The sequence below is a fragment of the Oscillibacter sp. KLE 1745 genome, from assembly GCF_000469445.2.
Taxonomy (GTDB): domain Bacteria; phylum Bacillota; class Clostridia; order Oscillospirales; family Oscillospiraceae; genus Oscillibacter; species Oscillibacter welbionis.
The window spans coordinates 1-15,502 of sequence record NZ_KI271711.1 but is presented as its reverse complement, the minus strand read 5'-3'; the positions used below and the strand labels follow the sequence as shown (position 1 = coordinate 15,502).

Sequence of the window (15,502 nt, the reverse complement as noted above, 5' to 3'; positions counted from 1 at the left end):
CTGGCGGCCTATCTGGCGGACCGGGATCCGGGGGTGGCGCTGACGGACGGCGCCGTGATCCGCCTGGACGAAAACGAGCATACGAAAGAGGAAGAGCATGGAAGAGCTGGTCACCTGTGAGGGAACGGTACATAGCATCATTTTTCAAAATGCCGAGAACGGCTATACGGTCCTGCGCCTCCTGACGGAGGAGGGTGAGGTGATTACGGTGGTGGGCTGTATCCCCTGCGTGGCGCCGGGAGAGCACCTGGCGGTCTCCGGCGTGCCGGAGACCCACCCCCAGCACGGGGAACAGCTCCGGGCGGTGGAGCTGGAGCGGAGCCTGCCGGAGGACGAGGAGGAGATCTTCAGCTATCTCTCCTCCGGCATCTGCAAGGGGGTGGGCCCCGCCACCGCGCGGCGGATTGTGGAGCGGTTCGGGGCGGAGACCCTGGACGTTCTGGAGCGGGAGCCGGAGCGCCTGACCACGCTCAAAGGCGTCACCGCCCGCAAGGCCCAGGAGATCGCGGAGAGCTTCCGCCGGCACATGGGCCTGCGGCGGCTGATGGCCTTTCTGGCCCAGTACCAGCTGCCTCCTGTCCTGGCTATGGAGCTGCGGCGGCAGTACGGCGACGCGGCGCTGGAGAAGGTGCGGGAGAATCCCTACCTCCTCTCCGGCGAGGCGTGCGGGGTGGAGTTCTCCGTCACCGACGGGATCGCCATGGGCATGGGGCTGGCTGCGGACAGCGACCAGCGGCTCCAGGCGGCGGTGACCTTTGAGCTGAGCCACAATGAAAACAACGGCCACGTGTTCCTGCCCCGGAACAAGCTGATCTCCGCCACGACCCAGCTGCTGGACAGCGGGGCGGAGCTGGTGGAGCAGGCTCTGGACAGCCTCATTGAACGGGGCGCGGTGGTCCAGGAACAGGTGGCCCATGTGGAGGCCTGCTACCTCCGGCGGCTGTGGGAGGCGGAGTGTTCCGCCTGCATCCGCCTGGCGGGGCTGCTGGCTGCGGATACAGACCGCAGTGCCCAGGCGGGCCGGGCGGTGGACGAGCTGGAGGCCCAGCAGGGCATCACCTATGCGCCCCTGCAGCGGCAGGCGGTGGAGCTGGCCGCCCGGACGGGGGTGCTGGTCCTCACGGGAGGCCCCGGCACCGGCAAGACCACCACAGTCCGGGGCATCGTGGCCCTGTTCCGGCGGATGGGCCTGGAGATCGTCCTGGCGGCCCCCACCGGGCGGGCGGCCAAGCGCATGAGCGAGCTGACCGGCATGGAGTCCCAGACGGTCCACCGGATGCTGGGGATGAGCTGGAACGACGTCACCCATCAGGTGACGTTCCAAAAGACGGAAAAGGAGCCGCTGGAGGCGGACGCGGTGATCGTGGATGAGATGTCCATGGTGGACCTGGCGCTGTTCTCCGCTCTGCTGCGGGCCCTGCGGCCCGGCACCCGGCTGGTGCTGGTGGGGGATGCGGACCAGCTGCCCTCCGTGGGGGCGGGAAACGTGTTCTCCGACCTGATCCGCAGCGGCAGGGTGGAGACGGTGTTCCTCCGGGAGGTGTTCCGCCAGGCGGAGCAGTCGGCCATCATCCGCAACGCCCACGCGGTGAACCTGGGCCAGCCGCCCCAGCTGGCCAACAACCAGGGAGACTTCTTCTTCCTCTGCCGCCGGGATGGGGAGCGGACCCTCTCCACGGTGGTGGAGCTGTGCAAAACCCGGCTGCCGGACCACATGGGCATCCCGGCGGACCAGATCCAGGTGCTGACGCCCACCCGGAAGGGGCCCAGCGGCACGGAGAATCTGAACCGCTGCCTTCAGGCGGCGCTGAACCCGCCGGCGGCGGACAAACGGGAGATCCAGTGGGGAGAGCGGCTGTTCCGCACCGGAGACCGGATCATGCAGACGAAAAACAACTACAACGTGGTATGGGAAAAGGCGGACGGCACCGTGGGCACCGGCATGTTCAACGGAGACGTGGGAAGGATCGTGGAGATCGACCCGTCCGGAGAGCTGCTGGTGGTGAACTTTGATGACCGGATCGCCACGTACACGCTGGATATGCTCAATGAGATCGATCTGGCCTATGCCATGACGGTCCACAAGGCCCAGGGTAGCGAGTACCAGTGCGTGGTGCTGGCGGCTATGCCGGCAGCGCCGTCCCTGATGGTGCGGGGGGTGCTGTACACGGCCCTGACCCGTGCAAGAGAGCTTCTGATCGTGGTGGGGGACGACGCGGCCATCCGGGCCATGGCGGCCAACGACCGTCAGCAGCGGCGGTATTCCGGCCTCCGGTGGAGGCTGGCACATTTTGCGGATCCGGCGGAGAGATAAAGGCCGCCAGGTTTGCTGCCGGTGGAGGATGGGGTGCGTCCCATTGGACGCGGGACGGGCAGTTATGCTGCTGGCTGGGCAGATGCACCCCCGTTTCCCTTTTGGAAAGACAAAAGAGAAACGGGGGCTGTATCCCTGCTGGACCAGCCCCTGCGGGAGCAGACACCCCGAGGCCGCCATCCGGCGTCCCCTGCGTATCCGCCCAGCCGTCATGGCTGAGTTTTGCAGATGGAAACTGACGCCAACGGTTTCATAGAACAGGCGTGCAACACGGACCCATATGGGTCCCATTTTTTTACCTTTCCTCCATAGAATAAAGCAAAATCGGACCGAAACAGGTCCTGTTGCGGAGGCGTCTATGGAGGAGCAGAAGATCAAGCAGGACATCCGGATTGGAGCCAATATTCGGCGGATCCGAAAGAATCGAGGCATCAAGCCCATGGCACTGGTCCGCCTGCTCCAGCTGGAGGGCGTGGAAATCACCCGGGAATCGCTGGTGAAGATTGAACGAGGGGCTCAGCATATCAAGGCTTCCCAGCTCCGGGGTATCCGTGACGCTTTGCATACCACGTATGACGAACTGCTGGCGGAGGCAGAGAAACGATGAGCCTGCTGTCCGCCCTCCTGGACCTCATCTTCCCAGCCAAGTGCCCCTTCTGCGGCCGTGTTTTGGACAGACCGGGCATCTGTGGCACCTGTCGCGGGGAGCTTCCCTGGACGGAGGGAGCCGACGCCCTGCGCCGGGGGCCCGGCGGCTTTCTCTGCGCGGCGCCTCTGTGGTACCAGGGCCTGGCCCGAGAGGGGCTCCACCGCTTCAAGTTCCGGGGGATGTCCTCTGCTGCGGCGCCCCTGGGAGAGCTGATCGCCGGGTGCGCGGCGGAGCACTTCTCCGGAGCGTTCGACACGGTGACCTGGGTACCTGTCAGCCCCAGGCGCCTGCGTCAGCGGGGGTATGACCAGGCCCGCCTGCTGGCGGAGAGCGCCTGCCGCCTGTGGGAGACGAAGCCGCTGCCGCTGCTGCGCAAGACCGTCCACAACCCCGCCCAGTCGGGACTGAAGGAAGCTGCCGCCCGCCGGGCCAATGTGCTGGGGGTCTATGAGGCGGTGGACCCGGAGCGGATCTCGGGGCATCGTATCCTGCTGGTGGACGACATCTGCACCACCGGCGCCACCTTGGCAGAGTGCGCCCGGGTGCTGCGGGAGGCCGGAGCGGCAGACGTGGTCTGCGCCGCAGCGGCCCTGACGCCGCTGGAGAGGGACAGCGGGAAAAAGGCCTGAATCGGTGGAAATTGTTCACAAATTAGTGTTGCATTCCCAGGAAACTGCCAGTATAATAAAGACTGTATGATTGTTCGCGGGAAAACCGCTTATACTATAAGACAGAAAGATCAAATGAGGTGGAGTCAGTATGTCCATGACGAAGGATATCGGTATCGATCTGGGTACCGCGTCGGTTTTGGTATATGTAAAGGGGAAGGGAATCGTCCTGAACGAGCCGTCCGTGGTGGCCATGGACAAGACAACCGGCAAGCTGCTGAAGGTGGGCGCGGAGGCTCAGGCCATGCTGGGCCGGACCCCCGGCAACATCATCGCCATCCGCCCCCTGCGGGAGGGCGTCATCTCCGACTACGACATGACGGAGCGGATGCTGCGGGAGTTTATCCACAAGGTGGCGGGCGTGTCCTTCTTCAAGCCCCGGGTCATCATCTGCGTGCCCTCCGGCATTACGGAGGTCGAGGAGCGCGCCGTCATCGACGCGGGCATCCAAGCTGGCGCCCGGAAGGTCTACCTCATTGAAGAACCGGTGGCCGCAGCCATCGGCGCTGGCATCGACATCACCCAGCCCGACGGTCACATGGTGGTGGACATCGGCGGCGGCACCGCGGACATCGCTGTCATCTCCCTGTCCGGCGTGGTGGAGAGCGCCTCCATCAAGATCGCCGGCGACCAGCTGAACGAGGCCGTGGTCAAGTACATGCGCCGCAAGCACAACCTGCTGGTGGGCGAGCGCACCGCCGAGGAGATGAAGAAGCAGATCGGCTGTGTCTTCCCCAAGGACGAGGAGGAGACCATGGACGTGAAGGGCCGCTGCCTGCTGACCGGCCTGCCCAAGGTGGTCACCGTCAGCTCCACGGAGATGATGGATGCCTTTGAGGAGCCGGTGGAGCGGATCATGGAGGCCATCCACTCCGTACTGGAGAGGACGCCGCCGGAGCTGGTGGCGGACATCTCCACCAACGGCATCGTCATGACGGGCGGCGGCAGCCTGGTCTCCGGCTTTGATAAGCTGGTGACGGCCCGGACCGGCATTCACACAGTGATTGCCGACGACGCTATCAGCTGTGTGGCGCTGGGCACCGGCAAGAGTCTGGACTCCCTGAACGCCATGCAGGACGGCACGATGAATCTCAGCCGCCGCAAGCAGATGAACTGATGTGTGACGCAGCGGCCGCGGGCTGGCACCCGCGGCCGTTTTCTCCGCTGACAGCCCGGAGAGCTGTTGCGAAAACGACTGCACCCCTGTGGAGCGGGGCATATACTTTGCGGGAAGAGTAGGAAACGGCACAGGCATATCCCGTGCTTTACGATCAAGGACAAGGAATGAAAGTATGCTAGAGTTCAAACCAGTGACAAAGCAGGAGGCTCCCCGCCTCCGGCGGTATTACCAGACCTGTGAGTTCGGCCTGTGTGAGTATTCCGTGGGCACCAAGCTCATGTGGAAGGCCGCGCTCCACCCGGCCTGGGCGGAGATTGCCGGATGCCTGGTGGTCCGCAATGAGATCGACGGCCAGGTAGTCTTCGACTACCCGGTCCCCGGCCCGGAGGGGGACGAGGATGCGGCCCTGGAGGCCATTGAGAACGACTGTCTGGAGCGGGGTATCCCCCCGGTGATCTCTGTGGTGCCGGAGTGCAGGGCCGCCAAGCTGCTGGGCCGGTATCCCTATGTGCGGGTCAGCGATGTGCGGACCTGGCGGGACTACGTCTATTACCGGGAGGATTTGCAGTTCTTCGCCGGGCGGCGGTACTCCGGCCAGCGGAACCACATCAACAAGTTCCGGTCCAAGTGGCCGGATGCGCAGTTCCGCCCCCTGACGGCGGCGGACGCACCGGTGATCGAGCAGTTCTGGCAGGACTATGAGGCGGAGTTCCCCAAGGACAGCAACGCCAAGGCCAAAAATGAGCTGGAGCTGGCCAAGAAGATGCTGAAGATGACCGGCAAGCCCTACTTTTTCACCGGCGGCATGTTTGACGGGGAGAAGCTGATCGCCCTGTCCCTGGCGGAAAAGTGTGGGGACACCCTGATCATCCACATTGAAAAGGCCCTCTACTCCTATACCGGTGTATATCCTGCGCTGGTCCAGGCATTCGCCGACGCCTTTGGCGATGGCTGCCAGTGGATCAACCGGGAGGATGACGCGGCGGACAAGGGCCTCAGGACTTCCAAGCTCCAGTACGGCCCGGCCAGGCTGGCGCCCAAGTACCGGTTCGATCCCCAGAATGAGCTGCTGAACCACGTGCAGGCCATTCCGGAGCTGAAGACGGAGCGGCTGACCCTCTCCGCCCTGACAGAGGCGGATATCCCCGCCTACAACGCCCTGGTGCTGGACGCCGACCGGAACCGCTGGTGGGGCTATGACGATGTGGGCGGCCTAGGCGGCCGGGTGGAGGAGCGGAGCTTCTTCGACGTGGCGAAACGGGATTTTGAAAACCGGCAGGCGGTGAACTTTGCCGTCCGGCTGGATGGGAAGCTCATCGGCGAGGCGGTGCTGTACCGGTTCGACTGCCGGGGCGGCGCGGAGCTGGGCTGCCGGATTGACAAGGCATACGCCGGAAACGGATACGGCACCGAGGCCTTCGCTGCTGTGGCGGAGTGGGGCCTGTACAAAATCCATCTGAGCCGGGTGGTGGCCAAGTGTTACAAGGAGAACCAGGCGTCCTACAAGATGTTGTCGGCCTGTATGCGGAAGAAGGGGGAGGACGACACCTTCTTCTACTTTGAAAAGCTGGTATAAAGCCCATGCCGCCGGTGCCTCAGCACCGGCGGCATGTTTTGATTCAGATGTGCAGATCCGACCGGCGGCAGAAACCGCCTGGGAGAAGGCCCAGCTCCGCGGCCTTGGTGGCTGGGATCCGGCGAGAGAGGCGCTTTCCGGTCCGGTCCTCTGCCAGCACCCACATCTGGGACTCGGCCAGGACCTCCCCGCAGCAAAAGTCCACCGGCTCCAGTTTCAGGATGCGCAGCGCCCCTTCGGCGGGAGCCGTCACTGCAGGTACTCCGGGCCAAAGCTGTGGGGCAGCAGTTCTTCCAGGGTGAAGGTCCGCTCCTCTCCGGCGCCGTTGAGACAGATGATCTCGATGTTGGGGGCAAACTCCCGCAGCACCTGGCGGCACACGCCGCAGGGGACGCAGAGCTCACGGCTCCGCCCGGCGATCACGATGCGGACAAAGTCCCGGTGCCCCTCGCTGACGGCTTTGGCCACCGCGGTCCGCTCGGCGCAGATGGTGGGACCGAAGGAGGCGTTCTCGATGTTGCAGCCGGTGAACACCGTACCGTCGCTGCACTCCAGGGCGGCGCCCACGGGGAAGTGGGAATAGGGGATGTAGGCCCGGTCCAGCATGGCGACGGCCGCGGCCTTCAGTTCTTCACGGGTCATGGAAATACACTCCTTTGCAAGATGCGCTCAACTGACGGCCGGAAGCGACACCCAGCTCACCGGCAGAGCATTCAGGTCGGTGTCCGTGCTGGTGGTGGCCGGGATATCATACTGGACGATCACCCAGCCGCCCAGGGTGGGGGCATCATAAATGTCCCCGAACAGGCCGGACAGGCCGCCGCCCGGCTTTCCCCAGGCGTCCAGAATGTCCTGGCGGCAAAAACCGGACAGGGCCTCAGCGGCTTCATCATTCGTCATGCCCTCGATCTCAGTCAGGGAGGGAACCTCCTGTTCTGCTTTCCCGGAGCCGCAGGCCGTCAGCCCGGCCACCAGAAGGATGGACAGCAGAAACAAATAGACACGCCTTTTCACGGTGGCTCTCCCCCCTTACGCCCAGTCGATCTCCCGCTGGGGACGAACCGTTACATCCATGATATCCTTTGCGTCGTAAAATTGCAAGTACCGGTCTCTGGAATGGCGCAGGGTGGTGCCGTCCGGGTGGAGCCGGTCGCAGATGACGGCGCAGAGATCCTTCTTGATATAGCTGAAGCTCTCAATGCCCACGGAGGCAAAGACTCGGAAGCCCTGGCTCTGGAGGTATTGGAATACCGGGCCGGTGTTCTGCCAGTCGTTGCCGTCGGGCCGCTCCCCGTGAGGGTAAAACAGGATGGTAGTGGGACCCACCAGGCTGCCCACCTCGTCAAACCATCGCTGGGTGTCCGCCTGGATGGATTCCAGGCTCTTGGTGCCCAGGCGGATGTGCCCCCAGGTGTGACTGCCGAAGGTCCAGCCGGTGCGCTTGAGCTCTGCGATAATAGGCTTCACCGCCTCGATCTCCTTCTGGCGGTTGGCCTCCCGCTCCGCGGTCCACTCCACATCCTGATCCGTCTGGGTGCGGTAGCCCAGGATGCCCTGATATCCCGTCAGGCTCAGGCAGCCCTTGGCGCCGAAGGGGGAAAAGTCCGGGTGCTCTTCCACAAACTTGTCCAGGATGGGGATGGCGTCCAGGTCCCGGGAGGTCACCTCATTGCCCTGGGGGTCCTTGCCCCAGGAGGCGATCTTGCCATCCTCCCCGATCACCAGCTTGTAGGTGAAGCCATTGGCAAGCATATATTCATAGTAGTTGGTGTCGTCGTAGGAGAGGATCAGGGGCTTTTTGCCCTCCGGCAGGTAGAGGGTGTTCCGAACCATCTTAGGCTGACCGTCCTCGCCGGTGGTCTCGCTCCACACATCGCCGATGTCCACCAGCACGTAGCCCTTGTCATAGACACTCTGGAGGATTTTGTTGTACTCATCCACCGTCACCATGTAATCGTCAATGCCGTTGGCCTGGGCGTCTCCGTCAAAGGCCAGCTCCGGATAGGCCACCACTGGGTGGAAGAACAGGTGCTCCACGATGCCGTCATAGGCCGCGTAGGTGACACCGTCCCGAACGCCGCCCTCCGGCATGACCATGGGGTCTGAAATCTCATAGGGTTCCGGCTCCGGCAACTCCGGGGCCTCCTCTTCCGGAGTCGGGTCTCCGGCGGCATTTTGAGCGGAGCCGCCAGCGGAGGCTCCCTGCCCGCAGGCAGCCAGGGAGAGCAGCATCAGCGCGGCAAGCAGCAGTGCGGTAAAACGGCGCATGATCGGATGTTCCTTTCTGTCGATTTTTGTCGGTGACCATAGTATAGCAGGAAACCGGACAGGAAAGAACAACAAAAAAATGACAAAATAAGAACAGGGCGGCAACGGTTGCCCTGAGACCGCAAAAAAGTGGCTGCAGCCACTCTTTTAGAGCTGCAGACCCAGCGCGCAAAACCTGCCCGCCATAGGAGACGGACAGGTCTTGCACAGATGGGGCGGGAAGTGGTTTCGGCCGTGCGCAGGAGGCGGCTGAACCCAGAATTTGATGCGCCTGCGGGCACGAACGCCGCGGCGGCCGCGGTTCCCTTACCGCTTGTCCCCCGGCCGGAAGATGGCCGCCATGAGCACGCCCGCCACCACGGCGGCCGTGACGCCCCCCGCCGCAGCGGTGAGCCCGCCGGTGAAGATGCCGATCCAGCCATCGGAGGCCACCGCCTCCCGGACGCCCTTGGCCAGCGTGTGGCCGAAGCCTGTCAGGGGGACCGTGGCCCCGGCGCCGCCCCACTGGGCCAGGGGCTCATACAGCCCCAGGGCACTGAGCAGCACGCCCACTACCACGTATCCGGTGAGAATGCGGGCGGGGGTCAGCTGAGTCTTGTCGATGATGATCTGTCCCACGGCGCACAGGATACCGCCGCAGAGAAACGCGTTGAGATATTCCATGAGATGTCTCCCCCTCTTTTCATAAGAGCAGTGTGCCCGGTTCCGGCGGGATTATGCAGTGCGGCCCGGAGACACAGATCTCCGGGCCGTGATGAAACCATGGGGCGAAAAGAGATGTTTATTCCGCATCCTGGAGTGCGCCGTATCCCTCTTCTCCGGTTCGGACTTTGATGACGTTCTCCACGTCGTAGATAAAGATCTTGCCGTCGCCGATATGGCCGGTGTACAGAACTTTTTTGGCGGTCTCTACCACCAGGCGCACAGGCAGCCTGCACACCACAATGGACACTTGAATGCTGGGCAGCATAGTGGCCTCCACCCTGGCCCCCCGGAAGTAGCCCTCGGTCTTGCCCCGCTGTTCGCCGCAGCCCATGACGTTGATGGCAGTCATGCCGGTGATGCCGATGTCGAACATGGCCCGCTTCAGGGCATCGAACCGCTCCATCTTGCAGAGAATGTCCACCTTGGTCATCTTGACGCCGGGGGAAGCGGATACCGCATCTGCCGGGGCAGTGACCACCTCCACCGGCACCGCCTCCTGCACCGGGACCGGCGCGGCGGCCGGGGCGGCAGGATTCAGTACAGCAGCGCCGTCTGGGGTATCGTCATAGGCAAAGGCAAAGCCGCCATAGGCGGTGGGCAGGCCGTGCTCGGTGATGTCCAGTCCCTTGACCTCCTCCTCGGGTGAAACCCGCAGACCGATGGTATGCTTGAGCACCTGGAACACAATGGTAATGGTGACAATGGTCCAGACCGCCGTGGCCGCTACACCCAGGCACTGAACGCCGAAGAAATGGAAGCCGCCGCCGTAGAACACACCGCCGTCCACTGCCAGCAGTCCGGTGAGCAAGGTACCTGCGGCCCCACAGACGCCATGGACAGAGATGGCGCCCACCGGGTCGTCAATCTTCAGCACAGAGTCAAAGAAGTTTACGGAGATAGGCAGCAGCAGGCCGGCTGCGATGCCGATGATGGCGGCGCCGCCGATGGAAACCGCATCACATCCGGCGGTGACGGCCACCAGTCCCGCCAGGGCGGCATTCATCGTCATGCCCACATCTGGCTTTTTATAGCGGAGCCAGGTGTACAGCATGGTGACGCAGCAGGCGACGGCAGCAGACATATTGGTGTTGACGAAGATCAGCCCCGCGGAGACCAGAGTGTTGTCTCCGGTCATGGAGACGGTAGAGGCCCCATTGAACCCAAACCAGCAGAACCACAGGATGAACACACCGAGGGCACCGAGAGAGAGGCTGTGGCCCAGGATGGCCCGGGGTTTGCCGTCCTTGTCGTATTTGCCCAGTCGGGGGCCGAGGATGGCGGCGCCGATACAGGCACAGATGCCACCCACCATGTGGACCGCCGTGGAGCCGGCAAAGTCGTGGAAGCCCAGATCACTGAGCCAGCCGCCGCCCCAGATCCAGTGGCCGGAGATGGGATAGATGAAGGCAGAAATGCAGAAGGAATAGATACAGTAGGAGAGGAATTTTGTTCGCTCCGCCATGGCGCCGGAGACGATGGTGGCGGATGTAGCGCAGAAAACGGTTTGGAAGATCAGATAGGCGAACAGGGGCACGCCCTCCGGCAGGATGGCGGAGTAGTCCCCCTGGACCATAGGATCCAGGCCGCCGATCAGGGCCCCGCCGCTGGCGAACATCAGGCCGAAGCCCAGCAGCCAGTAGACCGGCGTGCCGATGCAGAAGTCCATGAGATTTTTCATGAGGATGTTGCCTGTGTTCTTGGCCCGGGTGAAGCCGGCCTCGCACATGGCGAAGCCCGCCTGCATCAAAAAGACCAGCGCCGCGCCTATCAGGACCCAGATGGTGTTGACTGATGAATACATCGTGTTCCCTCCTAAATCACCACGGGCGGCGGCCGCGCGTCACGCCGCGCCTTGGAACAAATACAGGCAAGGGCGTCTGTGAGATGGTCTCACAGGCGCCCTTGCCTTTGATGGAGAACACTTTACCACGGTAGACGGACAGCGTCAAGACACGTTCTTCACAAGAAATCTGCCGAATCCGCCAAAAATTTATCCGAAATTTATATAGGTTGACCAATTACTCCCGGACGGCGCTCAGGCGCACGGCGTGGCAGATGGAGGGGATGGACTCCCCCTGGCCAGAAGAGGTGGGGGAGAGCAGCGCCCCGGTGGGGGCGAAGAGAATGGTCTTCCACTTGCCCTCCCGCATCTTGCGCAGGAGATAGCCGTTGAGCACGGAGGCAGAGCAGCCGCAGCCGGAGGCTCCGGCGTGCATATCCTGGTGCTTCCGGTCATACAGCAGCAGGCCGCAGTCCTGGAACTGGGGGCCCATGTCCACACCGTCCCGCTGGAAGAAGTCCCGGACGATGGCGTGGCCCAGCTCTCCCAGGTCACCGGTGAGGATCAGGTCGAAGTCCGCGGGCTTGTACCCGGTGTCCCGGAAGAAGGCGGAAAGGGTGTCGTAGGCTGCAGGGGCCATGGCGGCGCCCATGTTGTTGGCGTCCGTAATGCCCTTGTCCACGATCCGGCCGCAGGTGACGTGGGTGACGTAGGGGCCGGGGCCGTCGCTGCCCAGGATGGTGCAGCCAGCCGCAGTGGTCGTCCACTGGGCGGTGGGCGTCCGCTGGCTGCCGTAGGGCACCGGCATCCGGTACTGCCGCTCGGCGGTGCAGAAGTGGGAGGAGGTCAGGGCGGCGGCCCGGTCGGCGTAGCCGCCGTCGATCAGCAGGGACGCCAGGCTCAGGCTCTCTCCCATGGTGGAGCAGGCACCGTAGAGCCCGTAGAAGGGCACCCGGAAGTCCCGCAGTCCGAAGGAGGAGCCGATACACTGGTTCAACAGATCTCCGGCCAGGATATAGTCCAGGTCCTCCGGCGTCAGCTCCGCCTTCTCCAGCGCTCGCTGAAGGACTGTCTTCTGCATGGCGGACTCTGCCTTCTCCCAGGTCTTTTCCCCGAAGAAGGAGTCGTTGCTGATCTCGTCAAAAAAGTCCGCCAGGGGGCCCTGGCCCTCGAATTTCCCCCCAATATTGGAAAAGGAGAGGACGGAGGGGGGATGGGCCAGGGCCACGGTCTGGCGGCCCAGACGCTTGTCATTCATGATGCGCCACCTCGCAATTGAAGAAAGTTTTCGTAGCTAGATTGTCCCAAAGAGGCAAAAATATGAGGCCCGGCGGAAGCCGGACCTCTGAAAGGTCATTCCTGTTCATATCGAAACGGCAGGCCACAGGCGTAGCAGGAAGCCCGATTGCCCTTCTGGCGGCGGCCGCACCGGGGGCAGGTGACGACCTCCTCTGTCCGGGCGGGAAAGACGGCGGGGGCGGCAGGCGGGCTTTCAACTCGGGTGCCAGCAGGTGTGCCAGATCCGCTCTCCAAAACAGCCAGGCGCGCCTTTAATGTGGCGATCTCCTGATCCTGGGCGCGGTCACGTCCTACGGCGTCCGCACGGATACGGGCGATGTCCGGCAGCAGGAGCACTGCCAGCAGACCGATCAGCTGCCCCAACAGGCACAACAGGAAGCTGAACCAGAAGGAGTAGCCCTTTTCCCGGCCATAACGGCCACAGAAGAAGCTGATGACTGCCCAGGTCATGACGATCAGGAGGGAGAGGATCGAGGCGTCGTTCGCATCAAGGTTCAGCGCAGCAAACATAGCGGCACCTCCTGTACTTATTCATGTTCATATTGAAACGGCAGGCCACAGGCGTAGCAGGAATCCCGATTGCCCTTCTGGTGGCGGCCACACCGGGGGCAGGCGATGACCTCCTCCGTCCGGGCGGGGAACACGGCGGGGGCGTCCGGCGGACGCTTGGGGGGCGCTGCTTGAGCATCCGCTGCCGGGGCGGCAGGCTCCGGGGTGGGCGTTGGTTCCAAAGCCTGCTCCAGTTCGGCCATCCGTTGGCGTAGAGAGGACAGCTCCTGCTTCAGATGGTCGGACTCGTACTGCTCCTGCATCCGATCTGGTAGAAGAATCAGAATAAGCAAGCAAATGAGCCTGCCAAAAAAGCCCAGCAGGATACACAATGCAGTGGAATACCCTTTTTGGCGGCCCACAATGGCACACATAGCGGCAAACAGCAGGCCGATCAAAAAGGAGATGAGCATTGCAGAGGACACGGACAGCAGATGATACATACAGCTCCCTCCTTTTGCCCCATCATAGCACAGAAAAAACGACTTGAACAGACCTGTTTTCAGAGAAAACGGGCAGTTAGCCTCTGCTAATGTTCAAAAAACTCTGTACAACTGTTCCGCGTGGTGGTATAATCTTCATCTAATGGAAACATCCCGGTCAGGAGGCGCATACCATGAAAGAAGAGATGCGGACATTTGGATACCTCTGCCCCCAGTGCGGCAAAACCGTCATGGGGACCCGATCTGTCTTTGCGCTGGAGGCATCCAACGCCGAGGTGGAGTGCGCCTGCGGCAAGTCTGCCCTGAAGGTGGAGTTCGACGGGACAGAGTACCACATCTACGTCCCCTGTGGCATCTGCGGGGAGACCCATGAGGCCCACTGCCCGCCGGAGCGGGTGCTCCGGGGCGCCACCGCCCTGGGCTGCGCCAAGACGCGGCAATTCTGCTGCTTTATCGGCCCGGAGGGGACGGTGGAGAAAAACCTGCGGGATCTGGCGGTGCTGGCGGAGAAGGAGCACCAGCAGCAGGAGGACGGCGAAGAGGCATTTGTGGACAACGTCATCATGTACGAGATCCTGTCTGAGCTGAAGGATATCGCCGCCCGGCCGGATGGAATCACCTGCGCCTGCGGCAGCGGACGGTACGGTATGGAGATCCGCCGCAGCGCCGTGGATCTCATCTGCCGGGACTGCGGGGCCAAGCTTCGGATCCCGGCCGCCACGGACCGGGACTTGGACGATCTCTGCTGCCACATGAAGCTGGTGATCCCCGGAAAGCGGAACTGATCCGCTCCACCGGTCCGGCCATGGGACGGGAAAGCGCACCCTGGCCCAAAACCACGCCGCCGCAGGGCGGCTTTTTCCTGGCCGGAGATGCCCGGCCGGACATAGACACCGGGGCCGCGGCCCCATGGAAAGGAAGGAACCTGCTTTGATCTCACTGCTGGCGCGGCTGTTTATCAAACCGGACCCGGCCCGGGAAGAGCCGGAGACCCGCAGGGCCTACGGCGTCCTCTGCGGGATTGTGGGCATCTGCCTGAACGTGCTGCTGTTCGCCGGAAAGTTTCTGGCGGGCACCCTCTCCGGGTCCATCGCCATCACGGCGGACGCCTTCAACAACCTGTCGGACGCCGGGTCCTCCTTCGTGACACTGGTGGGGTTTCAGCTGGCGGGGCAGAAGCCGGACTCCGAACACCCCTTCGGCCACGGGCGGATGGAGTACGTCTCTGGCCTGGCGGTATCGGTCCTGATCCTGCTGATGGGCCTGGAGCTGGGGATGACGTCCATTGAGAAGATCCTGCATCCGGAACCGGTGGACTCCAGCCCGCTGATCTTTGCGATCCTCTGCGCGTCCATTCTGGTGAAGCTGTATATGTTCCTCTACAACCGGCGGCTGGGGAAGAAGCTGGCCTCTCCCGCCATGGAGGCCACCGCCATGGACTCCCTCAGCGACAGTGTGGCCACCGCCGCGGTGCTGATCGCCACGCTGGTGGGCCGTTTCACGGGCCTGGAGATCGACGGCTGGTGCGGCGTGCTGGTGGCGGCCTTTATTCTCTGGTCCGGCATCAATGCGGTGCGGGACACGCTGGACCCCCTGCTGGGCACGCCGCCCACCCATGAGTTCGTCCAGCGCATCCGGGATCTGGTGATGGCCCACAGCACCATTCTAGGCATCCACGATCTGATCGTCCACGACTACGGCCCCGGCCGGGTGATGATCTCCCTCCACGCGGAGGTGCCCGCCAACGAGGACGTGCTGGCCCTCCACGATGAGATCGACAACGTGGAGAAGGAGCTGCGGGAGAAGCTGGGTTGCGACGCAGTGATCCACATGGACCCGGTGGTGACGGACGACGGCGTCACCGAGGAGACCCGGCGGCGGGTCCAGACCCTGATCCACTGCATCGACGACGCCATCGACATCCACGATTTCCGCATGGTAGCGGGACCCACCCATACGAACCTGATCTTCGACGCGGTGGTGCCCTTCGGCTTCCGCCTCACGGACCAGGAGGTGGAGCAGAAAATCCGCAGCGCCGTGCGGGCGCTGGACGGCAATTACTACGCTGTGGTGAACGTGGAGCGGTCCTATACGTAAGAGAAAGCAGAGCGGCGGGCGCTATGCGCCCGCC

General features: G+C 63.3%; 16 protein-coding genes. 7 read left to right on the top strand and 9 right to left on the bottom strand.

Annotated elements, in window-relative coordinates; genetic code table 11:
• The first annotated feature begins 97 nt into the window (after window positions 1-97).
• From HMPREF1546_RS06175 to HMPREF1546_RS06155, 5 genes are all read left to right on the top strand, one after another.
• The gene (locus tag HMPREF1546_RS06175; protein ID WP_021748494.1) at window positions 98-2,314 is read left to right on the top strand and encodes an ATP-dependent RecD-like DNA helicase; all 2,217 of its coding nucleotides are present in this window, start codon (window positions 98-100) and stop codon (window positions 2,312-2,314) included.
• 358 nt (window positions 2,315-2,672) lie between these two features.
• On the top strand, window positions 2,673-2,921 hold the full coding sequence (locus tag HMPREF1546_RS06170; RefSeq protein ID WP_025545758.1) for a helix-turn-helix domain-containing protein: 249 nt from the start codon (window positions 2,673-2,675) through the stop codon (window positions 2,919-2,921).
• Window positions 2,918-3,592 carry a ComF family protein gene (locus HMPREF1546_RS06165; protein ID WP_021748491.1) on the top strand — a complete coding sequence of 225 codons (675 nt, stop codon included), beginning with the start codon at window positions 2,918-2,920 and terminating at the stop codon, window positions 3,590-3,592. The genes HMPREF1546_RS06170 and HMPREF1546_RS06165 overlap by 4 nt, the downstream gene beginning before the upstream one ends.
• Window positions 3,593-3,722: 130 nt before the next feature.
• Window positions 3,723-4,748, top strand: coding sequence for a rod shape-determining protein (locus HMPREF1546_RS06160; RefSeq protein ID WP_021748489.1), 1,026 nt, complete (start codon window positions 3,723-3,725; stop codon window positions 4,746-4,748).
• Window positions 4,749-4,923: 175 nt separating this feature from the next.
• Complete coding sequence (locus HMPREF1546_RS06155) at window positions 4,924-6,327, top strand: GNAT family N-acetyltransferase (protein ID WP_021748488.1); 1,404 nt, start codon at window positions 4,924-4,926, stop codon at window positions 6,325-6,327.
• A gap of 43 nt (window positions 6,328-6,370) precedes the next feature.
• Here HMPREF1546_RS06155 and HMPREF1546_RS06150 read toward each other — a convergent pair whose 3' ends face one another.
• The 9 genes from HMPREF1546_RS06150 to HMPREF1546_RS06110 form a co-directional block, all read right to left on the bottom strand.
• Window positions 6,371-6,580 (bottom strand): hypothetical protein, encoded by a 210-nt coding sequence (locus HMPREF1546_RS06150; RefSeq protein WP_021748487.1) that lies wholly within the window; start codon window positions 6,578-6,580, stop codon window positions 6,371-6,373.
• Window positions 6,577-6,969, bottom strand: a complete 393-nt coding sequence (gene cdd, locus HMPREF1546_RS06145) for a cytidine deaminase (RefSeq protein ID WP_021748486.1) — start codon at window positions 6,967-6,969, stop codon at window positions 6,577-6,579. Before cdd ends, HMPREF1546_RS06150 begins: the two co-directional genes overlap by 4 nt.
• A gap of 27 nt (window positions 6,970-6,996) precedes the next feature.
• Window positions 6,997-7,341, bottom strand: a complete 345-nt coding sequence (locus tag HMPREF1546_RS06140) for a hypothetical protein (RefSeq protein ID WP_021748485.1) — start codon at window positions 7,339-7,341, stop codon at window positions 6,997-6,999.
• Between the two features lie 15 nt (window positions 7,342-7,356).
• Entirely contained in the window at window positions 7,357-8,595 is a 1,239-nt protein-coding gene (locus HMPREF1546_RS06135) for a polysaccharide deacetylase family protein (RefSeq protein WP_021748484.1), read from the bottom strand.
• A gap of 306 nt (window positions 8,596-8,901) precedes the next feature.
• Window positions 8,902-9,258: a stage V sporulation protein AE gene (gene spoVAE, locus HMPREF1546_RS06130; RefSeq protein WP_021748483.1), complete on the bottom strand. Its 357-nt coding sequence runs from the start codon at window positions 9,256-9,258 to the stop codon at window positions 8,902-8,904.
• 118 nt (window positions 9,259-9,376) lie between these two features.
• The gene (locus HMPREF1546_RS06125) at window positions 9,377-11,101 is read right to left on the bottom strand and encodes an ammonium transporter (RefSeq protein WP_021748482.1); all 1,725 of its coding nucleotides are present in this window, start codon (window positions 11,099-11,101) and stop codon (window positions 9,377-9,379) included.
• A 217-nt stretch (window positions 11,102-11,318) separates the two neighbouring features.
• Window positions 11,319-12,338, bottom strand: coding sequence for a stage V sporulation protein AD (gene spoVAD, locus HMPREF1546_RS06120; protein ID WP_021748480.1), 1,020 nt, complete (start codon window positions 12,336-12,338; stop codon window positions 11,319-11,321).
• A gap of 95 nt (window positions 12,339-12,433) precedes the next feature.
• Window positions 12,434-12,889 carry a hypothetical protein gene (locus HMPREF1546_RS06115; protein ID WP_021748479.1) on the bottom strand — a complete coding sequence of 152 codons (456 nt, stop codon included), beginning with the start codon at window positions 12,887-12,889 and terminating at the stop codon, window positions 12,434-12,436.
• 17 nt (window positions 12,890-12,906) lie between these two features.
• A complete protein-coding gene (locus HMPREF1546_RS06110) occupies window positions 12,907-13,371 on the bottom strand; it encodes a hypothetical protein (protein WP_036629842.1) in 465 nt (154 codons plus the stop codon).
• 173 nt (window positions 13,372-13,544) lie between these two features.
• Between HMPREF1546_RS06110 and HMPREF1546_RS06105 the strand changes: the two genes are divergently transcribed.
• Window positions 13,545-14,156, top strand: coding sequence for a hypothetical protein (locus HMPREF1546_RS06105; protein ID WP_021748477.1), 612 nt, complete (start codon window positions 13,545-13,547; stop codon window positions 14,154-14,156).
• A 145-nt stretch (window positions 14,157-14,301) separates the two neighbouring features.
• On the top strand, window positions 14,302-15,468 hold the full coding sequence (locus HMPREF1546_RS06100) for a cation diffusion facilitator family transporter (RefSeq protein WP_051319963.1): 1,167 nt from the start codon (window positions 14,302-14,304) through the stop codon (window positions 15,466-15,468).
• The last annotated feature ends 34 nt before the right edge of the window (window positions 15,469-15,502 follow it).